The 24,930-nt window shown below is 70.5% G+C and carries 17 protein-coding genes; 11 read left to right on the forward strand and 6 right to left on the reverse strand.

All coding sequences use genetic code 11. The features are described from left to right. Positions 1-8: 8 nt before the first annotated feature. From AB0E83_RS11200 to AB0E83_RS11220, 5 genes are all read right to left on the reverse strand, one after another. On the reverse strand, positions 9-2,078 hold the full coding sequence (locus tag AB0E83_RS11200) for an Hsp70 family protein (RefSeq protein WP_362108961.1): 2,070 nt from the start codon (positions 2,076-2,078) through the stop codon (positions 9-11). Continuing rightward, positions 2,075-2,497, reverse strand: a complete 423-nt coding sequence (locus AB0E83_RS11205) for a hypothetical protein (protein WP_362108963.1) — start codon at positions 2,495-2,497, stop codon at positions 2,075-2,077. Before AB0E83_RS11205 ends, AB0E83_RS11200 begins: the two co-directional genes overlap by 4 nt. 273 nt (positions 2,498-2,770) lie before the next feature. Further along, a complete protein-coding gene (locus AB0E83_RS11210; protein WP_362109003.1) occupies positions 2,771-4,465 on the reverse strand; it encodes a hypothetical protein in 1,695 nt (564 codons plus the stop codon). A gap of 155 nt (positions 4,466-4,620) precedes the next feature. Next, the gene (locus tag AB0E83_RS11215; protein WP_362108965.1) at positions 4,621-6,150 is read right to left on the reverse strand and encodes a UDP-N-acetylglucosamine 1-carboxyvinyltransferase; all 1,530 of its coding nucleotides are present in this window, start codon (positions 6,148-6,150) and stop codon (positions 4,621-4,623) included. 97 nt (positions 6,151-6,247) lie between these two features. Continuing rightward, entirely contained in the window at positions 6,248-6,604 is a 357-nt protein-coding gene (locus AB0E83_RS11220; RefSeq protein ID WP_362108967.1) for a VOC family protein, read from the reverse strand. Positions 6,605-7,287: 683 nt separating this feature from the next. Between AB0E83_RS11220 and acnA the strand changes: the two genes are divergently transcribed. After that, entirely contained in the window at positions 7,288-10,017 is a 2,730-nt protein-coding gene (gene acnA / locus AB0E83_RS11225; RefSeq protein ID WP_362108969.1) for an aconitate hydratase AcnA, read from the forward strand. Positions 10,018-10,102: 85 nt separating this feature from the next. On the opposite strand, the gene AB0E83_RS11230 is transcribed toward acnA, so the two are convergent. Further along, positions 10,103-11,008: a VCBS repeat-containing protein gene (locus AB0E83_RS11230; protein WP_362108971.1), complete on the reverse strand. Its 906-nt coding sequence runs from the start codon at positions 11,006-11,008 to the stop codon at positions 10,103-10,105. A 511-nt stretch (positions 11,009-11,519) separates the two neighbouring features. On the opposite strand from AB0E83_RS11230, the gene ngcE reads away from it, so the two are divergent. The 10 genes from ngcE (at position 11,520) to AB0E83_RS11280 (ending at position 24,818) form a co-directional block, all read left to right on the forward strand. After that, positions 11,520-12,965: an N-acetylglucosamine/diacetylchitobiose ABC transporter substrate-binding protein gene (ngcE, locus tag AB0E83_RS11235; RefSeq protein WP_362108973.1), complete on the forward strand. Its 1,446-nt coding sequence runs from the start codon at positions 11,520-11,522 to the stop codon at positions 12,963-12,965. Between the two features lie 101 nt (positions 12,966-13,066). Further along, complete coding sequence (locus AB0E83_RS11240) at positions 13,067-13,996, forward strand: sugar ABC transporter permease (RefSeq protein WP_362108975.1); 930 nt, start codon at positions 13,067-13,069, stop codon at positions 13,994-13,996. Continuing rightward, positions 13,996-14,928 (forward strand): carbohydrate ABC transporter permease, encoded by a 933-nt coding sequence (locus AB0E83_RS11245; protein WP_362108977.1) that lies wholly within the window; start codon positions 13,996-13,998, stop codon positions 14,926-14,928. The genes AB0E83_RS11240 and AB0E83_RS11245 overlap by 1 nt, the downstream gene beginning before the upstream one ends. A gap of 159 nt (positions 14,929-15,087) precedes the next feature. After that, positions 15,088-16,299, forward strand: a complete 1,212-nt coding sequence (locus AB0E83_RS11250; RefSeq protein ID WP_362108979.1) for an ROK family transcriptional regulator — start codon at positions 15,088-15,090, stop codon at positions 16,297-16,299. A 122-nt stretch (positions 16,300-16,421) separates the two neighbouring features. After that, entirely contained in the window at positions 16,422-17,486 is a 1,065-nt protein-coding gene (locus tag AB0E83_RS11255; RefSeq protein ID WP_362108981.1) for a substrate-binding domain-containing protein, read from the forward strand. Between the two features lie 236 nt (positions 17,487-17,722). Then, the gene (locus tag AB0E83_RS11260; RefSeq protein WP_362108983.1) at positions 17,723-18,502 is read left to right on the forward strand and encodes an ATP-binding cassette domain-containing protein; all 780 of its coding nucleotides are present in this window, start codon (positions 17,723-17,725) and stop codon (positions 18,500-18,502) included. After that, positions 18,499-19,806, forward strand: a complete 1,308-nt coding sequence (locus AB0E83_RS11265; RefSeq protein ID WP_362108985.1) for a sugar ABC transporter permease — start codon at positions 18,499-18,501, stop codon at positions 19,804-19,806. The genes AB0E83_RS11260 and AB0E83_RS11265 overlap by 4 nt, the downstream gene beginning before the upstream one ends. A 203-nt stretch (positions 19,807-20,009) precedes the next feature. Then, the gene (gene dxs / locus AB0E83_RS11270) at positions 20,010-21,929 is read left to right on the forward strand and encodes a 1-deoxy-D-xylulose-5-phosphate synthase (RefSeq protein WP_362108987.1); all 1,920 of its coding nucleotides are present in this window, start codon (positions 20,010-20,012) and stop codon (positions 21,927-21,929) included. 216 nt (positions 21,930-22,145) lie between these two features. Further along, the gene (locus AB0E83_RS11275) at positions 22,146-23,624 is read left to right on the forward strand and encodes an amino acid permease (protein WP_362108989.1); all 1,479 of its coding nucleotides are present in this window, start codon (positions 22,146-22,148) and stop codon (positions 23,622-23,624) included. A 108-nt stretch (positions 23,625-23,732) separates the two neighbouring features. Next, entirely contained in the window at positions 23,733-24,818 is a 1,086-nt protein-coding gene (locus AB0E83_RS11280) for a hypothetical protein (protein WP_362108991.1), read from the forward strand. The last annotated feature ends 112 nt before the right edge of the window (positions 24,819-24,930 follow it).

The following is a 24,930-nucleotide window of genomic DNA, read 5'->3' on the forward strand; positions in this document are numbered from 1 at the left end:
CGGAATTGTCATCTCCGCTGGAGGGGCGTCGCGGGATTGGGCACGCGCCGGTTGAAGACCCACACCCCCTGCGAGTGCGTGGCCCCCATGACCCGTCCGGAGGCCCGCAGCCACGGGTTCGCCCTCTGGAACGGCGCGAAGTTGTCGTTCGAGACGATGATCCCGCCGACCTCTTCGGCAATGCTGATCACCAGCGCGTCGCCCCGGCCCTCGGTGCCGGCCGGGGGCTGCACGACGGTGCCGTCGGCGACGGCGGCCTCCACGAGGGGCCGCTCCTCGGCGGACACGTCGTGGCGCAGGGTGGCGTCGACCACCACGTGGATGTCGCGCTCCGGGTGCTTGAACCGGAGGGACCGAATCGCCGCCTGCAGCGCCGCGAAGCTGGGCCTGCCGCCCGCGGCACGAGGGGGACGGCCGTTCCACGCGAGGTTGGACCCATCGATGACGAGCGGCGCCGAGGCCGGGACCGCACCGCCCGGAAGGGGAGCGGAGGCGGGAGGAGCGGGCTTGGGCGTGCCGGCGCCCGAGTCCCGGGGGCGGGCCTGCTGAGGATGGGTCGGCGTGGTCGAGGGCCGGGTGGCCGGAGTGAGGGCGTGCAGCCGGTCGAGCTCCCTCCGCACCTCCGGCAGCACGTTCCCGTCCCCGAACACCTTCACCTCCTCGTCGAGGACGACCTCGCCGGTCTTCTGCAGGGTCGCCTTCACCGCCAACAGGCCTTCCTTGCTGTAGGTGTACTCCAGGTCGAAGACGCCGTCCTCGACCCGGCACGGCTGGGGGTAGGTCAGGACCAGATCGGTCAGCTTGACGTTGTCCGGGTGGTCGACCTCGCGGTCCGGGTCCCCTTCCCAGACCTCGACAGTCAGCCGGGGGACGTTGTCCTTCGTCGGCTCGTACGACTTCACGCGCTGCTGCGGGAGCCTCTGGTTCCGGTCGATGACGGAGCTGAACCTCCGCCGCCCCTCGCGGTTCGTGGTGACCGTGCCCAGGGCGTGCGTGTTGACCACCCGGATGATGCTCTTCAGCTCGCCGTCCATGGCGGCGGCGCTGATGGCCGCTCCTTCGGCCACGGCCGTCATCGGGTTGCACAGGGCGCTGTCGACGAGTTCGCAGTCGAGCGCCTCCGCGACCGCGGCGCGCACCGCCGGGATCTGGCTGCTGCCGCCGATCATCAGCACCGCCGTGAGGTCCTCCGGCTCGATCCTGGCCTGTTCCAGACACTCCTCCACCGGGTCGAGCGCACGGCTGATGAGGTCCTGGATGGCCTCGGAGAACTCCTCCTGCCCGATCTCGACGGTGACGTCGTCGGGCGTCAGGACGCGGACCGACTCCTGGTGGGAGAGCAGGATCTTGGCCCGCTCGATCTCCAGGGCGAACATCCGCTTCTCGGAGTCGCTCCAGCGTCCGCGCGCCGGTGCCCGGTCGAGGACCATCCGGCGCAGCCGCTCGTCGATCTCCAGGCCGCCGAGGCGGTTCACGCCCCGGCTGGCCTTCTCGTCGAAGAAGCCGTCGTCGTGCAGGAGGAGCGTGGCGTCCATGGTGCCGCCGCCCCAGTCGAAGACCAGGAATTCGCCGTTGGCCTCCATCTCGTGCGCGTACGCGATCGCCGCGGCCGTCGGCTCGTTCAGGAGCGTCCGGACGGTGATGCCCGCGGCGCGCGCTGCCTCGCGCGTCCGGAAGCGGGCCGCTCCGGTCGCGTTGGCGGGGACGGTGACGACGGCCTCGCGGATCTCGGTGGCGGCTTCCTCCTCCGCCGCTCCCGCGATGGCGTGGAAGACTCCGGCGGCCGCGGTGGTCGCGGCGAACCGCTCACCGCCCAGGGTGACGAACGGTTCCTCGCGCAGCATCCGCTTGCACGCCTCGACGGCCTGCTCGGAACGGAGCTTCGCCTCCCAGCCGAACAGCGTGCCCGGCCGCAGGGAACTCGTTCCGACGACCGACGGGTACAGCAGCTCGAACCCTTCGCGCCGCCAGTTCGCGTCCAGGCCCTGTCCGCCGATCTCCAGCACCTCGACGTATTCGCCGTTCCACTGGGCGGCGACCGAATTGGTGGTACCGAAATCGATGCCGGCTGCCGTCATGCTTCCTCCCCGCCCCGCACACCCGCAGGCCCGGCGATGCGCCGCAACTGACCGGCGAGTATGACCTTTCCTGTCAACTCGTCCACATACGCCGGACTCAGCAGCTCGAAGGCGTCCCCCTCGCCCTCGGTCACCACGAACCGGTCGTTCTCCTCGGGCTCCGTCACCCGCAGCAACCGCAGTTCCCGCAGGTGCTCCGTCATCGCCCCCGCGACGGTCTCGCGGCTGTCTCCCGCCCGAGACCAGAGGAGGGCGTCGATCTCGGCGACCCGCCCGGCGAACTGCGCGCGGGTGCGGAACTCGTCCAGGACCGCCCGGCGCACCGCCGCGGTGAGCGCGGCGGCCGGGGGCACCTCGGCCGCCCCGGCGGCCTTCAGCTCCTCCGGCACACGGGCGGCCACCCCCTTGATCACCGTCATGGCGTCGATCGGGTCGGGCCGGGGCGGCGCTTCGGAGGCACTGTTCTCCAGGGGGTGGGCCGGAACGTCCGCACGCTGTTCCCTGCGGCGCTTCAGCCCTCCGGGCTTGTGCGTCGGCGGTGAGTTCTTCGCACCGGACTGTGTCTGGCCGCACGCGGGGCACGGACGGTGCGGACGTTCCCTCTTGGGAATCCTCTTCTTGTTGGGACGCATCAGGCCTGCTCTGCTTCGTTCGGCTGGGGGTGATGGTTCAGGACGACGGCGTGGACGTGGTCACCGCGCGGAATGGTGACGGTCGAGGCGCGGTGCGGTGGTCCGGAAGTCGTCCAGGAGCTCCATGGCGGCACGGGCGCGGATGGCCTCCAACTCACCACCGCTCGTCACCGGGGTGCGGCGCGGCAGGGCCTCCAGCGGAGGCACCAGGTGCCGGGGCGTCTCGGAGGGCATGACGTACCGGGACGGGTCGAGCGGCAACCGGTAGAAGACGTCCCAGCCCGCGTCACCGCGCAGCGCGTCCTGGATGCGCCCCTCGGCCCTGTTCAGCTCCGACTGGGCCTTGGTGTCACCATTGCTCCGCCGGTACATCTCCCGGCAGTGCTCCTCCCACCCGTCGGCCCCGTGCTCCAGGCCGACGTCGAGGAAGGGGTTGCTGAACGGACCGCGGTCGTTTCTGCTCGTCGCCCTCCAGGCGGTGAGCAGCCGGAGGTTGCGTTCGGCCACGACTCCGCCTTGGGCCGCCGCCGCCTCGGCGCTCTCCACGGCGGCGTCGAGGAGCCTGCCCCGCGCGGCGGAGGTCGTGGGCCGCTCGCTCTGCGCCACGGCCGCGTACGCAGCCAGGGCGTGGCCTTCCTGGATCAACTCCGGCGGAACCTTGCGGTTGTTCTTGGCCAGGGTGAGGGAGCGGGCCTGCTCGGCCGCGGCCTCAGGGGCACCGGACCTCAGGAGGTCATAGGCGCGATTCAGGGCGACAAGGGCGTAGAACGGGCTCCGGCCGGCGTCGACGAGGCCGGTCGGGCGCCACAGGGCGGCCATCAAAGGCCAGAGCCCCTGGTCCTCGGCCAGAGCCAATGGCCACTGCCCGAGCAGCGCACCGGACCTGAGGTCGCGCAGCTCGATCTGTTCGGGCCGGGGCAGGGCCGCGTCGAGTGCGTCCAAGGCCGTTGTGTCGCCGTCCACGACGACGTCGTACAGCAGGTCCCACACGTCGTCAGGCTCCTGCCGTACGAGCGTCTGACCACGCAGAAAGGACCGGCGACGCAGATACGCCTCCCAGCCGAGGTGCTCGGCCTGTTCGCTGGTGATGTCCGAAGGAGCGAGACGGGCGCGCAGGTAGAGGCCTTCGTCCGCGTCTCGTCCTTCCCACGGTGCGTCCTCGAGCATGAGGCCACCGTGATCGATCAGATCGTCGACGACGGACAGGGGGGCCCACGCGAGGACCTCGTCGAGGAACCGGTTCGGCACGGGGATCGCCCCACGAGTGGCCGCGGTCGCGAAGAGACTGAAGGCCGGCCCGCCCGACACCGCGTGGGAGCGGCGTGTGCTGACGAGGTCCAGGCCGGGCGCCGTCGAGCACAGCACCCTGCACCGCTCGAGACCCGGTTCGTTGAGCCAACGCACACCGGCGGCCCAGAGGTTCCGCAGGTGACCGAGGACCGATTCCGGCGGCAGGAGCCCCAGGCCCGAACGCACCGCGGGCAGCAGCGCCTCGCGGTCGGGATCGCCTGCGACGGCCCGTTCGACGGTCGCCCGTTCCGCCTCGTTCCCTCCGGCGGTGGCCGCGATCTCCGTCAGCATGGCCAGAACGGCTTCGACCGCCTCGCCACCCCCGACGCCGAGCCAACGCCACTTGCGCTGGGCGAAGCCGCTCACGCCGGAGGATTCCTTGCTCTCCCGACGCTCACGCGCGCGCTGGAGACGTTCCTGTTCGGCAGCTTTCGCCGCCTGACGAGCGGCGACCGGGTCCGTCATGTCGTACACCCGGACAGGTTATCCGGGTGATCTGACAATCCGTACGGCCGTGTGCGCATCGTGACCCCGTACGTGAAGAGGGGCGTAGCCCCTCCCTCGGCGCGATGCGGACCGGCCGCGTAGAGGGAGGAGCGGCAGCGCTCACCGAAGAGGGCTCAGATGTCCCGGAAGATCTCGATCTGGGCGCCGATCGAGTTCAGGCGTTCGGCCAGGTCCTCGTAGCCGCGGTTGATGACGTAGACGTTGCGGAGGACGGAGGTGCCTTCGGCGGCCATCATCGCGAGGAGGACGACCACCGCGGGGCGGAGGGCGGGCGGGCACATCATCTCGGCGGCGCGCCAGCGGGTGGGGCCCTCGACCAGGACGCGGTGGGGGTCGAGGAGCTGGAGGCGGCCGCCGAGGCGGTTGAGGTCCGTCAGGTAGATGGCGCGGTTGTCGTAGACCCAGTCGTGGATGAGGGTCTGGCCCTGGGCGGTGGCCGCGATGGCCGCGAAGAAGGGGACGTTGTCGATGTTGAGGCCCGGGAAGGGCATGGGGTGGATCTTGTCGATCGGCGCCTCCAGCTTGGAGGGGCGGACCGTCAGGTCGATCAGGCGGGTGCGGCCGTTGTCGGCGGCGTACTCGGCGGAGCGGTCGTGGTCGAGGCCCATCTCCTCCAGGACCGCGAGCTCGATCTCCAGGAACTCGATCGGCACCCGGCGGATCGTCAGCTCGGACTCGGTGACGACGGCCGCGGCGAGGAGGCTCATCGCCTCGACCGGGTCCTCGGAGGGGGAGTAGTCGACGTCCACGTCGATCTCCGGGACGCCGTGCACGGTCAGCGTGGTGGTGCCGACGCCGTCGACGCGGACGCCGAGGGCCTCCAGGAAGAAGCACAGGTCCTGGACCATGTAGTTGGAGGAGGCGTTGCGGATGACGGTGACGCCGTCGTGGCGGGCGGCGGCCAGCAGCGCGTTCTCGGTCACCGTGTCGCCGCGCTCGGTCAGGACGATCGGGCGGTCGGGGGAGACCGCGCTCTCGACCTGCGCGTGGTACAGGCCCTCGGTGGCGGTGATGTCCAGGCCGAAGCGGCGCAGCGCGATCATGTGCGGCTCGATCGTGCGCGTACCGAGGTCGCAGCCGCCGGCGTACGGCAGCTTGAAGCGGTCCAGGCGGTGCAGCAGCGGGCCGAGGAACATGATGATGGAGCGGGTGCGGATGGCGGCCTCGGCGTCGATGGACTCCATGTCCAGCTCGGCCGGCGGCACGATCTCCAGGTCCACGCCGTCGTTGATCCAGCGGGTGCGGACGCCGATGGAGTTCAGGACCTCCAGGAGGCGGAAGACCTCCTCGATGCGGGCGACCCGGCGCAGCACCGTGCGGCCCTTGTTGAGGAGGGTGGCGCAGAGCAGGGCGACACAGGCGTTCTTGCTGGTCTTGACGTCGATGGAGCCGGAGAGCCGACGGCGGCCGACGACGCGGAGGTGCATCGGGCCGGCGTAGCCCAGGGAGACGATCTCGCTGTCGAGCGCCTCGCCGATGCGGGCGATCATCTCAAGGCTGATGTTCTGGTTGCCGCGTTCGATCCGGTTGACCGCGCTCTGGCTGGTGGCCAGGGCCTCGGCGAGCTGCGTCTGGGTCCAGCCGCGGTGCTGCCGTGCGTCACGGATGAGCTTGCCGATGCGTACGAGGTAGTCGTCTGCCATGGCGTCACGTTATCTCAAATATGAGATGGCAACGATCACTGGGGTGGTGCGTTCGGGTGATGTCGCGTGAGTTTTGATGCGGTAAGACCGAATTGGGCTAGTCGGGGAGACCGTGCGCCGTGGGATGGCGCGGCTCGTACAGCGGGAGTTCCGTGCCGCTCGGCAGCCGCACCGCCGAGAGCAGTCCCCATCCCTGATCGGTGATGGCCCGTGAGATCTCGGCGCCCTTGTCCTCCAGGGCGGTGAGGGTGCGGGTGAGGTCCTCGCACATCAGGTAGACCTCGTTCCTCGGCTCGCCCTCGGTCGGGTGGACCGCGATCTCGGCGGGCGGCAGCCGGAAGATCAGCCAGCCCCGCCCGGCGTCCACGTGGGGGAGGCCGGTGACGTCCCTGAGGAAGTCCCGGTCGGCCTCGGCGTCCCGGGTGTAGAGGATGACGTGCGCGCCGCTGAACATGCACCGATCCTCGGCCGCCCCCGAACCCCCGGCAACGCGGGCGCGTCCGAACGGGGCCGGGGGTGCCCCGGTGGGCCCCGCTCGCTCCTGGCGGACCCCGCGTCACCGAGGGGCCGCGCTCCCCCCGCTCCCAGACCCCGGCCCCTCGGCGACGCGGGCGCATCCGAACGAGATCCGCGGTGGAAGTTCCCGGCCGCCTCTGGAGGGCCCCGGGTTCCGGGGTTCCGGTCGCGCCGACGGTCCCGGGCGTGTCGGCGGTCCCGGGCGTGTCGGCGGTCCCGGCCGTACCGGCGATTCTGGGTGTGCCGGCAGTCCCGGCCGTACCGGCTACCCCGGCCGTACTGGCAGCCCCAGCCGTACCGACAGCCCGGCCGCGCCGACAGCCCCGGACGTGCGGCGGCCCAGCCGCACCACCGGCCCCGGCGCACCAGAGCCCCAGCCGCACCACCGCCCCCGCCGTACCGCCACCCCAGCCGCACCAGCCCCCCCGCCGCGCCACACCAGATCCAGCCCCGCCCGGGCATGACCGACGGCCGGGGATGCACTAGAGTTATCTCGACATCGAGATAACTGCTTACGGCGCACTGCGGCCGCCTGCCCGGTAAGGGTTACCTAACTTAGCCTTACCTTAGCGGATCGGCGAGGAGTCGTGGCGGCAGCATGACGGTAGTACGCGCACATTGATGAAGGAGACTGTCGTGTCGGCGAACAGCTTCGACGCCCGCAGCACGCTGCGCGTGGGCGACGAGTCGTACGAGATCTTCAAGCTGGACAAGGTCGAGGGCTCCGCGCGCCTCCCTTACAGCCTGAAGGTCCTCCTGGAGAACCTGCTCCGCACCGAGGACGGCGCGAACATCACCGCCGACCACATCCGGGCTCTCGGCAACTGGGACTCGCAGGCCCAGCCGAGCCAGGAGATCCAGTTCACGCCGGCGCGCGTGATCATGCAGGACTTCACCGGTGTCCCCTGTGTCGTCGACCTCGCCACCATGCGTGAGGCCGTCGCCGCGCTCGGCGGCGACCCGGCGAAGATCAACCCGCTCTCCCCGGCCGAGATGGTCATCGACCACTCCGTCATCGCCGACAAGTTCGGCACCAACGACGCCTTCGCGCAGAACGTCGAGCTGGAGTACGGCCGCAACAAGGAGCGCTACCAGTTCCTGCGCTGGGGCCAGACCGCGTTCGACGACTTCAAGGTCGTCCCGCCGGGCACCGGCATCGTCCACCAGGTGAACATCGAGCACCTGGCCCGCACCGTCATGGTCCGCAACGGCCAGGCGTACCCCGACACCCTCGTCGGCACCGACTCCCACACCACCATGGTCAACGGCCTCGGTGTGCTCGGCTGGGGCGTCGGCGGCATCGAGGCCGAGGCCGCCATGCTCGGCCAGCCGGTCTCCATGCTCATCCCGCGCGTCGTCGGCTTCAAGCTGACCGGCGAGCTGCCCACCGGCACCACCGCCACCGACCTGGTGCTCACCATCACCGAGATGCTGCGCAAGCACGGCGTCGTCGGCAAGATCGTCGAGTTCTACGGCGAGGGCGTCGCCGCCACCTCGCTCGCCAACCGCGCCACCATCGGCAACATGTCGCCGGAGTTCGGCTCCACCGCCGCCATGTTCCCGATCGACGGCGAGACCCTCAACTACCTGAAGCTCACGGGCCGTTCCGAGCAGCAGGTCGCGCTGGTCGAGGCGTACGCCAAGGAGCAGGGCCTCTGGCTCGACCCGGCCGCCGAGCCCGACTTCTCCGAGAAGCTGGAGCTCGACCTCTCCACGGTCGTCCCGTCCATCGCCGGCCCGAAGCGCCCGCAGGACCGCATCGTCCTCGCCAACGCCGCCGAGCAGTTCGCCCAGGACGTCCGCAACTACGTCGACCTGGTCGACGAGGCGGGCCAGGAGTCCTTCCCGGCCTCCGACGCCCCGGCCGTCTCCAGCTCGGTCCCGTCGAACCCGGTCGAGGTCACCGCCCCCGACGGCTCGACCTACACCCTCGACCACGGTGCGGTGACGGTCGCGGCCATCACCTCCTGCACCAACACGTCGAACCCGTACGTCATGGTCGCCGCCGCGCTCGTCGCGAAGAAGGCCGTGGAGAAGGGCCTGACCCGCAAGCCGTGGGTCAAGACCACCCTCGCCCCGGGCTCGAAGGTCGTCACCGACTACTTCGACAAGGCCGGTCTCACCCCGTACCTCGACAAGGTCGGCTTCAACCTCGTCGGCTACGGCTGCACCACCTGCATCGGCAACTCCGGCCCGCTGCCGGAGGAGGTCTCCAAGGCCGTCAACGAGCACGACCTGGCCGTGACCTCGGTCCTCTCGGGCAACCGGAACTTCGAGGGCCGCATCAACCCCGACGTCAAGATGAACTACCTGGCCTCCCCGCCGCTGGTCGTCGCGTACGCCATCGCGGGCTCCATGAAGGTGGACATCACCAAGGACGCGCTGGGCACCGACACCGAGGGCAACCCGGTCTTCCTCAAGGACATCTGGCCCTCCGAGGCCGAGGTGAACGACGTCGTCGCCAACGCCATCGGCGAGGACATGTTCGCCAAGTCCTACCAGGACGTCTTCGCCGGCGACGCCCAGTGGCAGTCGCTGTCGATCCCGACCGGCAACACCTTCGAGTGGGACCCGGAGTCGACCTACGTCCGCAAGCCCCCGTACTTCGAGGGCATGACGATGGAGACCACCCCGGTCACCGACATCACGGGCGCCCGCGTGCTCGCGAAGCTCGGCGACTCGGTCACCACCGACCACATCTCCCCGGCCGGTGCCATCAAGGCCGACACCCCGGCCGGCAAGTACCTCACCGAGCACGGTGTGGAGCGTCGTGACTTCAACTCCTACGGCTCGCGCCGTGGCAACCACGAGGTCATGATCCGCGGCACCTTCGCCAACATCCGCCTGCGCAACCAGATCGCGCCGGGCACCGAGGGCGGCTTCACGCGTGACTTCACGCAGGAGGGCGGCCCGGTCTCCTTCATCTACGACGCCTCGCAGAACTACCAGGCCGCCGGCACCCCGCTGGTCATCCTCGGTGGCAAGGAGTACGGCTCCGGCTCGTCCCGCGACTGGGCCGCCAAGGGCACCGCGCTCCTCGGCGTCAAGGCCGTCATCACCGAGTCGTACGAGCGCATCCACCGCTCGAACCTCATCGGCATGGGCGTCCTCCCGCTCCAGTTCCCGGCCGGCCAGTCGGCCGACTCGCTGGGCCTGACCGGCGAGGAGACCTTCTCCATCACCGGCATCACCGAGCTGAACGAGGGCACCACCCCCAGCACGGTGAAGGTCACCACCGACACCGGTGTCGAGTTCGACGCGGTCGTCCGCATCGACACCCCCGGCGAGGCGGACTACTACCGCAACGGCGGCATCATGCAGTACGTGCTCCGCAACCTGATCCGCGGCTGACCCCGCTGATCCGGTAACGAGCGGGAAGGGCCCCGCTCCTCGTGACGAGGAGCGGGGCCCTTCCGTCGTCCGCGGGCGGGGCCCGTCAGAACATCGCGCGGAAGCTGTTCCAGCCCGACGTGCCGATCTTGACCCGGGCGGTGTACGGGGCGGAGGAGCTGCCCCGGCCCTTGTACAGCCACAGCGCGCCGGCGCCGTCGCGGGCCACCAGGTCCGCGCGGCCGTCGCCGGTCAGGTCGCCCGAGGAGACGAGCAGGTTGTACGTGTTCCAGCCGCTGCCGACGCGGATGCGCGGGGCGAACGGCGCCCGGTAGTTGCCGGTGCCCTTGTACAGCCACAGGACGCCGTTGCGGTCGCGGGCGACGATGTCGGCCCGGCCGTCGCCGCTCACGTCGCCCTTGCCGGCGATCTGGGTGTACGCGTTCCAGCCGGAACCGATGCGGTAGCGCTGGGTCAGCGCGCCGTTGCCGTATCCCAGGTAGTGCCAGAGCACGCCGGAGCCGTCGCGGGCCAGGAGGTCGTCGGAGGTGCCGCCGCCGGTGTTGGAGGCGGAGAAGACCTTGTTGTAGGTGTTCCAGCCGCCGCCGAGGTCGCGGATGGGGCCGCCCCAGTTGCCGTAGTTCAGACGGCCGTCGCTGCGGATGGCGTAGATGCCGTCGGAGTGGCGGTCCCCGTCCAGGTCGGGCTGGGTGAAGTGCTTGTACGCGGTCCAGTTCGTGCCGCTGTTGTTCGCGAGCCGCTGGATGCCGCCGCCGCCGACCGGGGTGTAGCCCCAGATCGTCCCGGCGCTGTTCACGCCGTAGAGGTTGTTGTACGCCGCCAGAGCGGACGTCGAGAAGGCCGACGCGTTCCCCGCCTCCTTGGGGGCGAGGGTCGGGCCCGGCTCCGCCGCCACCGCGGCCGTCGTGGTGCCCACGAGGGCCGCCGTCACCGCCGCGACCGTCACACGGGCGAGGACGCCCCTGCGGTTCGGGCCAGAGGTCTTGGCCACGTATATCTCCAGATCCATATCGAGAACGGGACAGTACGGACCGCCCACGGACGCGGCCTGGTTCGGCGGGTTTTCCCCCGTTCCGCCCACCCGGCGGCGACTCCGTACATGACAGGAAGACGGCGGTCGCGCCCGCGCGGTTCCGGCCATCCGCGACTTCCTTCGGGGCCCGCCCCTTTCGCCGGATTCCGCATGGACCATTCAGCTTGTGAAGGCGCTCCGGAGGGGTGGACTCCGTTCCTGCCGGGCAGTCTTCCGGGGCGAGCCCCGCGGAAATCCCCGAGGTCTCAACTCGGGAAAGATGCCTGACGAATGCTGCTTTCGATCTTGCTCCGGTCGTGGGAAGTGGACTATACCTGTCGGCGTCCAGCCCGTCGGATGTCTCCGGCGCCGGCCCGACGCCTGCACGACCCAGCAACTGACCGCGGTGGCGGGGCCCTTCGCCGGTGGCGAGAGAAGAACGGGCGACCGGTTCACCGCCTGAGTCCTGAATGAAGGCGAGGACTTGAGCATGGGATCCACCTCCGCTCACCCGAACGAGGGCCTTGGCCGTCGCGATCTGATCAAGCGCTCCGCCGCTCTCGGTCTGGTCTCCGTTCCGGCCATGGGCTTCCTTTCCGCCTGCGCGAGCGGGGGCGGCAAGACCAACGACAAGGTCGAGAAGGGCGTCAAGTCCGACAAGAACCCGCTCGGGGTCAATGAGTCGGCCGAACTCGATTTCGTCCTTTTCGACGGTGGTTTCGGCCAGCAGTACGCCAAGGACGCGATCAAGCTCTACGAGCAGGCGTACCCCAAGGCGAAGGTCAAGTTCACCCCGACCCAGAAGATCACCACCGAGCTCCAGCCCCGCTTCAACGGCGGCACCCCGCCGGACCTGATCGACAACTCCGGCGCCGAGCAGATGGACATGGGCGTCCTCGTCGGCCAGAAGCAGCTCACCGACCTCACCCCGCTGCTCGACGCACCCTCGATCGACGACCCGTCGAAGAAGGTCCGCGACACCCTGCGCCCCGGCATCATCGAGATGGGCCAGTTCGACGGCGAGCCCTGCTGGATGCTCAACTACGCCTACACCGTCTACGGCGTCTGGTACTCGCAGAAGGCGCTCGACTCGCTCGACGCCAAGTACCCCGAGACCTGGGACGAGATGCTGGCCCTCTGCGAGAAGGCCAAGAAGAAGGGCATCGCGCCCTGGACGTACGCGGGCAAGCACCCGTACTACATCCCCTTCTCGCTCTACCCGATGATCGGCAAGGTCGGCGGCCGCGAGGTCCTCGACGCCATCGACAACCTGGAGCCGAAGGCCTGGGAGCACCCCGCCGTCAAGGCGTGCTTCGAGGCCTACTACGAGCTCTACAAGAAGGGGTACATCCTCCAGGGCACCCCCGGCCTCGACCACATCCAGTCGCAGACCGCCTGGACCGAGGGCAAGGCGCTGTTCATCCCGAACGGCTCCTGGGTGGAGAACGAGGCCGCGAAGACCATGCCGGCCGACTTCGGCCTGGCCGTCTCCGCCCCGACCGGCCTCGACTCCTCCGACAAGATGCCCTTCGGCACCCTGTGGGCGGCCGGCGGCGAGCCCTTCATCGTCCCGGCGAAGGCGAAGAACCCCGAGGGCGCCATGGAGCAGCTGCGCATCATGCTCAGCGAGGCGTCCTCCAAGAACTTCACCCAGTCCGTGAAGTCGCTCAGCGCGCTCAACGGCGGCACCGACGGCATCGAGCTCTCCCCGGGCCTCAAGTCCGGCGTCGCGGCCCTGGAGAAGGCCGGCACCAACGTGGTCAACCCGCGCCTCCAGGACTGGTACGTGGCCCTCCAGAAGGAGAAGATCGGCGTCGCCTGCATCGGCGAGATGATGGCCGGCCGCGCCACCCCGGCCGAGACGATCAAGAAGATCCAGAAGTTCGCCGACGAGGCGGCCCAGGACCCGAACATCAAGCACTACAAGCACCAGTGAGCCGTGCCGGGGCCCCCTCCCGCCGGCCGGGAGGGGGCCCCGGCCCCTCGGCGCGCGGCGCCGCGGCGCGCCCTTCGCCGTCAGATCGGGGTCGGTTAGGAATGCAGCACGGCAAGTACCGTTTCATCGTGGGGTTCCTGGCGGTTCCCCTGGCGCTGTACGCGCTCTTCGTCATCTGGCCGTTCATCCAGTCCATCTACTACTCGCTGACCGACTGGACCGGTCTGAGTCCCGAATTCGGGTTCGTCGGACTCGCCAACTACACCCGGCTGTTCGAGGACGAGGTCTTCTGGAAGTCGCTCCAGCACAGTCTGACCTTCGCGGTCGTCCTTCCGCTGGTGACGGTCGGATTCGCGCTGTTCCTGGCGTTCATGCTGAATGTCGGCGGCCGGCGCCGCAAGGGAGCGGCGGTGTCGGGCGTGCGCGGCTCCTCCTTCTACAAGATCGTCTATTTCTTTCCGCAGGTGCTGTCGATCGCGATCGTGGCGCTGCTCTTCCAGTTCGCCTACAACCCCAACAGCGGCGCGATCAATTCGTTCCTCAAGGCCGTCGGACTGGGCGGCGTCCAGCCGGACTGGCTCGGCGACCCGGATCTCGCCCTGATCTGCGTGATGGTGGTCCTCGTCTGGTCCACGGTCGGATTCTTCGTGGTGCTCTTCTCGGCGGGCATGGCGTCCATTCCGCGCGATTTCTACGAGGCCGCGCTGCTCGACGGCGCCAACCGCTTCACCACCTTCTTCAAGATCACCCTCCCGCTGCTCTGGGACACCGTGCAGTCGGGCTGGATCTACATGGGCATCCTCGCGCTCGGCGCGGAGTCCTTCGCGGTCGTGCAGATCATGACCGTCGGCCCCAACGGCGGCGGGCCCGACTACTCCACCATCGTCATGCCGCTGTACGTGTACCAGAAGGCGTTCCGGGACGGTCAGGCCGCCTACGCCACGACCATCGGCGTCGCCCTCCTCCTCGTCACCCTCGCCTTCGCCGCGGTCGTGATGAAGCTGGGCCGGCGCGAGCGGCTGGAGTTCTGATGAAGACCACCGACACCCCGCCCACCGGCGACGAGCGGATCCCCGCCCCCCGCGCGGGGCAGGGCCCCGAGGTCAGGAAGGTCGCGGCCCCCGTGCCGGAGAAGCGCGAGGGCGCCGTCCTCAACGTCTTCTCGCACGGCGTCCTGATCATCTGGGCGATCATGGTGGTGATGCCGCTGCTCTGGGCGGTCATGACCTCCTTCAAGACCGACCGGGCGATCTTCACCTCGCCCTGGTCGCTGCCGGACGCCCTGCACTTCGAGAACTGGTCGCGCGCCTGGACCGAGGCGCACATGAGCGACTACTTCCTGAACACGATCCTGGTGGTCGGCGGCTCGCTCGTCGGCACCCTGCTGTTCGGCTCGATGGCGGCGTACGTGCTGGCCCGCTTCGAGTTCCCGGGGAACCGCTTCCTCTACTTCCTCTTCATCGGGGGGATGAGCTTCCCGATCATCCTGGCGCTGGTGCCGCTCTTCTACGTGATGCAGAACATGGCCCTGCTGAACACCCTGCACGGGCTGATCCTGGTCTACATCGCGTACTCGCTGCCCTTCACCGTCTTCTTCCTGACCGCCTTCTTCCGGACGCTGCCGACCTCGGTGGCGGAGGCGGCCTTCATCGACGGCGCCTCGCACACCCGCACCTTCTTCCAGGTGATGCTGCCGATGGCCCGGCCGGGCCTGATCAGCGTCGGCATCTTCAACTTCCTGGGGCAGTGGAACCAGTACCTGCTGCCGACGGTGCTCAACACCGACCCCGAGCAGAAGGTGCTCTCGCAGGGCCTGGTGCAGCTCGCGGTCAGCCAGGGGTACAAGGGCGACTGGTCCGGGCTCTTCGCCGGCCTGGTGATGGCGATGCTGCCGGTGCTCGCCGCGTACGTCGTCTTCCAGCGGCAGGTGGTGGCCGGCCTCACCGCCGGCGCCGTGAAGTAGCGCGACCCCTCCCCGGAGCCCCCGCACGCGCCCGCGTGCGGGGGCTCCCGCGTGTCCGCCGCACGCCCCCCGCCGCGCTCCGGGTCTTGACGGGAGCGAAGCCGAAAGCGTCCCCTTAGAGTTCACATGTTGGAGAAAACGGTGGGAGTGAGAGAGTCGATGGAGACTCCGGGGTCGCAGACGTCTCTGCACAGGGCCAATCTGGAGCGGGTCGTACGGGCGGTGCGCATGGCCGGCTCGCTGACCCAGGCGGAGATCGCCCGGTCGACGGGGCTGTCGGCGGCGACCGTCTCCAACATCGTCCGCGAGCTGAAGGACGGCGGCACGGTCGAGGTGACCCCCACCTCGGCGGGCGGCCGGCGGGCCCGCAGCGTCTCGCTCTCCGGCGACGCCGGCATCGTGATCGGCGTCGACTTCGGCCACACCCACCTCAGGGTCGCGGTCGGCAACCTCGCCCACCAGGTGCTCGCCGAGGAGGCCGAGCCGCTGGACGTGGACGCCTCCGCCGCGGAGGGCTTCGACCGGGCGGAACGGCTGGTCAGCAGGCTGATCGAGACCACCGGCATCGGCCGTGACAAGGTGATCGGCGTCGGCCTCGGCGTCCCCGGCCCCATCGACGTCTCCTCGGGGACGCTCGGCTCGACCTCGATCCTGCCGGGCTGGAGCGGCATCAACCCGGCCGAGGAGCTCTCGGCCCGGCTCGGCGTCCCCGTCCACGTCGACAACGACGCCAACCTGGGCGCGCTCGGCGAGCTGGTGTGGGGGAGCGGCCGGGGCGTGAAGGACCTGGCGTACATCAAGGTGGCGAGCGGGGTGGGCGCCGGACTCGTGATCGACGGGCGGGTCTACCGCGGCCCGGGCGGCACGGCCGGCGAGATCGGCCACATCACCCTCGACGAGTCGGGCCCGGTCTGCCGCTGCGGCAACCGCGGCTGCCTGGAGACCTTCACCGCCGCCCGGTACGTGCTGCCGCTGCTGTGGCCGAGCCACGGCCCCGACCTCACCATGGAGCGGGTGGTGCAGCTGGCCCGCGAGGGCGACCCGGGCTGCCGGCGGGTCGTCGCCGACGTCGGCCGGCACATCGGCAGCGGGATCGCCAACCTCTGCAACCTCCTGAACCCGAGCCGGGTGGTGCTCGGCGGCGACCTCGCCGAGGCCGGTGAGCTGGTGCTCGCCCCGATCCGGGACTCGGTCGGCCGGTACGCGATCCCGAGCGCCGCCCGCCAGCTCTCCCTGGTCCAGGGGGCGTTGGGCGGCCGGGCCGAGGTGCTGGGCGCGCTCGCCCTCGTCCTGAGCGAAATGGGCGATTCGACCCTGTTGGGGAGCGCGCTGCCCGCGGCCGTCCCGGCCTCCGCGCCCGCCTTCACTTAGAAAACAATAACTACCGTTGTCATCTCGTTAAGTTTTCACTTCTTGACGACAGTGGTGCGGCCGAGTTGACTTCGTGACACCTCGGCCGCAACGTCGCGGCCTCGTCAGGGAGGCAACCCCACATGAACGCACTGACCCGTCGCGTCGTCATAGGCACGACCGCGGTCTCGATGGCCCTCGCGCTCTCCGCCTGCGGCCAGGCCGGCGGCGGCGACAGCGAGGACAAGGGCAGCTCGACCAAGATCGGCCTGCTCCTGCCGGAGAACAAGACGGCGCGGTACGAGGCGCTGGACAAGCCGCAGTTCGAGAAGGCCGTCAAGGCCGCCTGCGGCGACTGCGAGGTCGTCTACAACAACGCCGTCTCCGACGTCGTGAAGCAGAAGCAGCAGTTCGACCAGCTCATCGCCGACGGCGTGAAGGTCATCGCGCTCGACCCGGTGGACTCCGCCAAGGCCGCCGGCTGGGTCCAGGAGGCGAAGGGCAAGGGCGTCAAGGTCGTCGCGTACGACCGCGCGATCGAGGGCGCGGACGCCTACGTCAGCCACGACAACAACAAGGTCGGCGAGCTCCAGGGGCAGGCCCTGCTCGCCGCCCTCGGCGCCAAGGCCGCCACCGCCCAGATCGTCATGATCAACGGCGACGAGAAGGACCCGAACGCCGCCCTCTTCAAGAAGGGCGCCCACACCGCCCTCGACGGCAAGGTCGGCAAGATCGCCTACGAGGCCTCCGGCGAGTGGGACCCGAAGGTCGCGGGCGAGAAGATGGCCGCCGCCATCTCCTCCGTCGGCAAGGACAAGATCGGCGCCGTCTACTCCGCCAACGACGGCATGGCGGGCGGCATCGTCACCTCCCTGGAGAACGCCGGCATCAAGGGCATCCCGGTCGGCGGCCAGGACGCCGAGGTCGCGGGCATCCAGCGGATCGTCGCCGGCACCCAGACCTTCACCATCTACAAGTCGCCGCTCCAGCTGGCCCCCGAGGCCGCCAAGTTCGCGGTCAACCTGCTCCAGGGCAAGGAGCTCGGCGCCCAGGGCGAGACCGACGGCGTGAAGTCCACCCTCTTCGCCCCGGTGGTCGTCGACAAGACCAACATCCAGTCCACGGTGATCAAGGACGGCATCTACGCCGCCGCCGACATCTGCTCCGCGGACCTCGCCGCCAAGTGCGCCGAGCTGGGCATCAAGTAGGCCCCCCCGGGGCCCGTGTCCCGGCCCCGCCCCCTCCCGTCGGAGCTCCGGCTCCGGCCGGACGCGGAACGCGCCCGCCCCCGCGGCGCGGCTCCGCCCCCTCGAACCCGTCCGGCCCCGGCCGACCCAGACCCCGCTGTCGCCGGGGCCGGACGAGCACAGCCCCCCTCGAACTCGGCGCCGCACGGCGCGACATGCCGCCGCCCCCGTCACGGGCGGCGAAGGAGTTGGTTCACGTGTCCCAGACGCCTGTCCTGGCGTTGCGCGGGATCTTCAAGCGATTCGGAGCGGTCCAGGTCCTCTCCGGTGTCGACCTCGAAGTCCACGCGGGCGAAGTCGTCGCCCTGGTCGGCGACAACGGCGCCGGAAAGTCCACGCTGGTCAAGACGATCGCCGGCGTCCACCCCATCGACGAGGGCGTCATCGAGTGGGAGGGCCGCCCGGTCGAGATCGCCCGCCCGCAGGACTCCCAGAGCCTCGGCGTGGCCACCGTCTACCAGGACCTCGCCCTCTGCGACAACCTCGACGTCGTCGCCAACCTCTTCCTCGGGCGCGAGCTCAAGAAGGGCGGCGTCCTCGACGAGGTCGCCATGGAGAAGCGGGCCAAGGACCTCCTCTCCACCCTCTCCATCCGCATCCCCAGCGTCCGCATCCCCGTCGCCGCCCTCTCCGGCGGCCAGCGGCAGGTCGTGGCCATCGCCCGCGCCCTGGTCGGCGACCCGAAGATCGTGATCCTGGACGAGCCGACCGCCGCCCTCGGCGTCGAGCAGACCGCCCAGGTCCTCGACCTCGTCGAGCGGCTGCGCGAGCAGGGCCTCGGCGTCATCCTCATCAGCCACAACATGGCCGACGTGAAGGCGGTCGCCGACACCGTCGCCGTCCTCCGCCTCGGCCGCAACAACGGCACCTTCCCGGTCGCCACCACCACCCACGAAGAGATCATCGCCGCGATCACCGGCGCCACGGACAACGCCGTGACCCGCCGGCAGGCCCGCACCGCGGAGGCAGCCCAGTGAGCACGACCCCGAAGGCGACCGACCAGGCGCCCGTGCCCGAGCCCCGCACCTCCGGGGACGCCACCGAGACCCCGGCCGCCGCCGCGATCCCCGCCGTCGACCCCCGCCTCCTCGTCCGCGAGCAGGGCTTCAAGGGCTACGTCGAGGAGTTCAAGCGCAAGATCCGCTCCGGCGAGATCGGCTCCCTCCCGGTCGTCGTCGGCCTCCTCGTCATCGGCGTCGTCTTCCAGGCGCTGACCGGCAACTTCATCACCTCGTACAACCTCGACCAGATCACGCTGTACGCGGCCGGCCCCGGCATCATGGCCGTCGGCATCGTCTTCGTGCTGCTGCTCGGCGAGATCGACCTCGCCGTCGGCTCCGTCGCCGGCCTCGCGGGCTCCGTCTGGGGCGTCCTCGCCACCGACATGCCGGACTCCCTCGCGATCCTCCTCGGCATCCTCTCCGGCACCCTGCTCGGCGCCTTCCACGGCCTGGTCTTCGCCAAGATCGGCGTCCCCGCCTTCGTCGTCACCCTCGCCGGCTTCCTCGGCTGGGCCGGCCTGCAGACCTGGGTGATGGGCGAGAAGTCGACCATTCCGACCCCCATCGGCAGCTTCGTCGGCGACCTCACCAAGTACTACTTCTCCGACGTCGCCGCCGCCTACGGCCTCGCCGTCGCGGTCATCGCCGCCTTCTACCTCGCCCAGCTGCGCGACTCCCGCCGCCGCAGGGCCGCCGAGCTGCCGCACCGCCCGCACAGCGAGATCCTGCTGCGCACCGGCGTCCTCGCGGTCCTCGTCCTGGTCGCCGCGTACGGCTTCAACCAGGAGAAGGGCCTCCCGCTCTCCCTGGTGATCTTCCTGGTGATCCTGCTGGTCACCGACTTCGTGCTGCGCCGCACCACCTACGGCCGCCAGGTCTTCGCGGTCGGCGGCGGCATCGAGGCGGCCCGCCGGGCCGGCATCAACGTCGCCTGGATCCGGACCTCCGTCTTCATGATCTCCGGCACCCTCGGCGCCGTCGGCGGCCTCTTCCTCGCCTCCGCCACCGGCGGCGCCGACCGCTCCCTCGGCGGCGGCAACCAGCTCATGATGTGCATCGCCGCGGCGGTCATCGGCGGCACGTCCCTCTTCGGCGGCCGCGGCAAGGTCTGGTCGGCGCTCCTGGGCATCCTGGTGCTCCAGTCGATCGTCCAGGGCCTCAACCAGCTCAACCTGGAGTCCAACGCCATCCAGTACATGATCACCGGCGCGGTGCTCCTCATCGCCGTGATCATCGACTCCGTCTCCCGCAAGACCCAGAAGTCCGCGGGACGCGCCTGACCCCGTCCGCGACGGGGGCATGAGGCACGCGCCACATTCGCCCGGCACCGGGAAACCGGTGCCGGGCACCGTCGCGTCCGGAGCAGTACGTCCCCCGTGAGGGTGACGCCGCTCCGGGCGGCCCGATGCCCACGATCCAAGACGGAACATTAGACTCGGCAAAATCGGCAAGCTCGACCAGCTCAGAACGCAAGGAGGCACGGGTGGCCCTGCTGACCCGTATCAGGACACCGCGCGACCTGGACCGGCTCTCCCCGGAACAGCTGGACCAGCTGGCCGCGGAGGTCCGGACCTTCCTCGTCGAAGCCGTCTCCAAGACCGGTGGGCACCTCGGCCCCAACCTCGGCGTGGTGGAACTGACCATCGCCCTGCACCGCGTCTTCGACTCCCCGAAGGACAAGGTCCTCTGGGACACCGGCCACCAGAGCTACGTGCACAAGCTGCTCACCGGCCGCCAGGACTTCTCGAAGCTCAAGATGAAGGGCGGCCTCTCCGGCTACCCCTCGCAGGCCGAGTCCGAGCACGACGTGATCGAGAACTCGCACGCCTCGACCGTCCTCGGCTGGGCCGACGGCCTCGCCAAGGCGAACCAGATCCTGAAGAAGGACGACCACGTCGTCGCCGTCATCGGCGACGGGGCGCTCACCGGCGGCATGGCCTGGGAGGCGCTCAACAACATCGCCGCCGCCAAGGACCGCCCGCTCGTCATCGTCGTCAACGACAACGAGCGCTCCTACGCGCCCACCATCGGCGGCCTCGCCAACCACCTGGCCACCCTGCGCACCACCGACGGCTACGAGCGCTTCCTCGCCCGCGGCAAGGACATCCTGGAGCGCACCCCGGTCGTCGGGAAGCCGCTCTACGAGACGCTGCACGGCGCCAAGAAGGGCCTCAAGGACTTCATCGCCCCCCAGGGCATGTTCGAGGACCTGGGCCTGAAGTACGTCGGCCCCATCGACGGCCACGACATCGAGGCCCTGGAGTCCGCCCTCACCCGCGCCAAGCGCTTCGGCGGCCCGGTCATCGTCCACTGCCTCACCGAGAAGGGCCGCGGCTACCAGCCCGCCCTCCAGGACGAGGCCGACCGCTTCCACGCCGTCGGGAAGATCCACCCCGACACCGGCCTCCCGATCTCCACCTCCGGCGCCGACTGGACCAGCGTCTTCGGCGAGGAGATGGTCGCGCTCGGCAAGGAGCGCGAGGACATCGTGGCGATCACCGCCGCCATGCTCCAGCCGGTCGGCCTGGACAAGTTCGCCAAGGAGTTCCCCGAGCGGGTCTTCGACGTCGGCATCGCCGAGCAGCACGGCGCGGTCTCCGCGGCCGGCCTCGCCACCGGCGGCCTCCACCCGGTCTTCGCGGTCTACGCGACCTTCCTCAACCGCGCCTTCGACCAGGTCCTGATGGACGTGGCCCTGCACAAGTGCGGCGTCACCTTCGTCCTCGACCGGGCCGGCGTCACCGGCACCGACGGCGCCTCCCACAACGGCATGTGGGACATGTCGATCCTCCAGGTCGTGCCCGGCCTCCGGCTCGCCGCCCCGCGCGACGCCGACCAGGTCCGCGCCCAGCTCCGCGAGGCCGTCGAGGTCACCGACGCCCCCACCGTGGTCCGCTTCTCCAAGGGCGCGGTCGGCCCCGCCGTCCCCGCCGTGGGCCGGGTCGGCTCCATGGACGTGCTCCGCGAGGCCGGCGGCGACCGGCCGGACGTCCTCCTGGTCTCGGTCGGCGCGCTCGCCCCGATGTGCCTGGAGATCGCCGACCTCCTCGACAAGCAGGGCATCTCCACCACCGTCGTCGACCCCCGCTGGGTGAAGCCGGTCGACGAGGCCCTCGCCCCGCTCGCCGCGCGGCACCGGGTGGTCGTCACCGTCGAGGACAACAGCCGGGTCGGCGGCGTCGGCGCGGCCGTCTCCCAGGCGCTGCGCGACGCCGGCGTCGACGTGCCGCTGCGTGACTTCGGCATCCCGCCGGTCTTCCTCGACCACGCCTCCCGCGCGGAGGTCCTGGCCGAGATCGGCCTGACCGCCCCGGACGTCGCCCGCCAGGTCACCGGTCTGGTCTCGCGCCTCGACGGCCGGTTCGAGGCCGCCCAGCAGGCGGTGGAGCCCGCCCGCGACTGACCCCCGCGGCGGCGGACGTCCTCACTCCGCGTCACCATTGGGCCGGTCGGCTCACCCTCCCGGGTGCCGACCGGCCCTTTCGCGTGCATTCTGGCCTCACTGCGGGCAGGCGTTCTCCCGATCCCCGTTCGGCGGGGGCTCGGGACCCGACGTCACGGACGACGCGGAGGTACGACGGTGAGCACGGACCAGCGCCCCCCACGGGCCAATTCCGGAATGTTCCGGACCAAATCGGTCGAGCAGTCGATCCGGGACACGGAGGAACCGGAGCACGCGCTCCGCAAGTCCCTCTCCGCCTGGGACCTCACGGTCTTCGGCGTCGGCGTCATCATCGGCACAGGCATCTTCGTCCTCACCGGCAAGGTCGCCAAGGAGAACGCGGGCCCGGCCACGGCCCTCGCCTTCGTCGCGGCCGGCATCGTCTGCGCCCTGGCCGCCCTGTGCTACGCCGAGTTCGCCTCGACGGTGCCGGTGGCGGGATCGGCGTACACCTTCGCGTACGCCTCCATCGGCGAGCTGCCGGCCTGGATCATCGGCTGGGACCTGGTCCTGGAGTTCGCGCTGGGCACGGCGGTGGTGGCGGTCGGCTGGTCCGGCTACGTGCGCTCGCTGATGGACAACATCGGCTGGCACCTACCGGCCTCCCTGGAGGGGCCGGACGCGCCGGGCGGCACCTTCGACATCCTGGCCTTCCTGCTGGTCCTGGTGCTCACCGTGATCCTCGTCCTGGGCATGAAGCTCTCCGCCCGGATCACCGCCGTCGTCGTGGCGATCAAGGTCACGGTCGTGATGATCGTGATCGTGGCGGGCCTGTTCTTCATCGTCGGTGACAACTACTCGCCGTTCATCCCGTCGGCCGTGACCCCGGAGGGCGGCGGCTCGAACTGGGACTCCCCGCTGGTCCAGCTCCTCTTCGGGTACGAGCCCACCAACTTCGGCGTGATGGGCATCTTCACGGCCGCCTCCATCGTCTTCTTCGCCTTCATCGGCTTCGACGTGGTCGCCACCGCCGCCGAGGAGACCAAGCTGCCGCAGCGGGACATGCCCCGGGGCATCCTCGGCTCGCTGTTCATCTGCACCGTGCTGTACGTGGCGGTCGCCCTGGTCGTCACCGGCATGCAGCACTACACCCAGCTGTCCGTCAGCGCCCCGCTCGCCGACGCCTTCAAGGCCGCCGGGCACCCCTTCTACGCGGGCGTGATCAGCTTCGGCGCGGCCGTCGGCCTCACCACGGTCTGTCTGATCCTGCTGCTCGGCCAGACCCGCGTCTTCTTCGCCATGAGCCGCGACGGGCTGCTGCCCCGCTTCTTCTCGGTCACCCACCCGCGGTTCAAGACCCCGTACCGCCCCACCGTCCTGCTCGGCGTGGTCATCGCGATCGTGGCCGGTTTCACCAGCATCAACGAACTCGCGACCCTGGTGAACATCGGCACCCTCTTCGCCTTCGTGATGGTCGCCGCCGGCGTCATCATCCTCCGCCGCACCCGCCCGGACCTGCCCCGCGCCTTCCGGACCCCGTGGGTGCCGGTGCTGCCGATCCTCTCCATCGCCGCCTCGCTCTGGCTGATGCTCAACCTGCCGGGCGAGACCTGGTTCCGCTTCGCGGTCTGGATGGCGCTCGGCATCGTCGTGTACTTCCTGTACGGGCGCCGGCACAGCCGGCTGGGGCGGCAGATCGAGACCTTCCGCTCCTGAGCCCCCGCCCGCCGGCCGGAACCGGCGGGCGGGCGGAAGGCGCCCGGGCGGGGCGGATACAGTCGGTGCGAACCGTCCCGCACACGACCCGGAGCGCTGGATCCCCCCATGGTGAACCGACCCCAGGCCCCCGCCGCCCCCGCCCACGGCTCCCCGGGGGCCCCGAGAATGCACGGCGGCTGGCTGGCCCGGGGCACCGAGGGACGTTTCAGCGTGTACGTCCCCCGGGGCGGCGAGGTGGTCCGCTGGACCGAGGGCCCCGGCCGCCGGTTCACCGGCCCGGACGCGCTCGGCGGCGGCGGTCTGCTGCCGTTCCTTGCGGCCGCGCAGGGCCCCGACCGCTATGTGCACCTGGTCGGCCTCCGGCCCACCGACACCGGCGCGGAGGCCGGGGAGCGGCACGTCGAACTGGTGCACAGCGTCCAGTTCCAGACCGGCCGGCCCAACGCGGAGTGGAAGTCCATCGGCCACGCCAACGGCAAGGCCGAGTGGTACGGCAACCCGGCCCTCGCGGTGGACGCCCAGGGCCGCGCCCACGTCTTCGTCCGCAACCGCGGCGGCGGCGTCAGCGCCCGCGTCCAGAAGGACGCCGGCGGCTGGCACCCCTGGTGGGACCTGAAGGGCGGGCGCACCGACCAGAACCCGGTGGCCGCGGTGAACGGCGACGGGCTGGTCGAGCTGTACACGGCCAACGACCGCGGGCTGCTGCGGTACGCGCAGAAGGAGCCGGGCGCCCGTCCGGTCGTCGAGCCGCTGGTGGCGGCGACGGTGGTGCCGGGCACGCTCGCCGCGGTGACCGGCGCCTCCGGGCACGTCACGGCCTACTTCGCGGACGGCACCGGGCGGATCTGCGCCTGGTCGCCGGGGCGCGGTCTGGCGCCCACGCCGTTCGCCGACGCGGTCGGCGGCGGTCCGCTGACCGCCGGGCGCTGTCTGATCGACGGCTACGACTGCACCCTGCTCGCCCAGTGCGACGACCGGGGCGGCGCCGCCCTCGCCGCGTACCTGACGGAGCGCGAGGACACCGGCCTGCACTGGACCCCGTCGGGCCCGCCGGTCCTCGGCCCGCCGGCGCTGACGGCCGACGCCGACGGCGCGGCGGCCGTGGCGGCGCTGGCGGCCGACGGCGGCGTGGTCGTCACCCGCCAGAAGGCGGAGCCGGGCCTGGCCCTGGAGCCGTGGACGCGCCTGTAGGCGGAGCCCCGGAACGACCGGTGCCCCGGTCCCTCCGACGAGGGGCCGGGGCGCGCCCGCACCCTCGCCTCGCTGCTCCACACCGACCCCGGGGGCCGCGCCTTCGTCGCCG

The sequence above is a fragment of the Streptomyces sp. NPDC035033 genome (assembly GCF_040636735.1).
Taxonomy (GTDB): Bacteria; Actinomycetota; Actinomycetes; order Streptomycetales; family Streptomycetaceae; genus Streptomyces.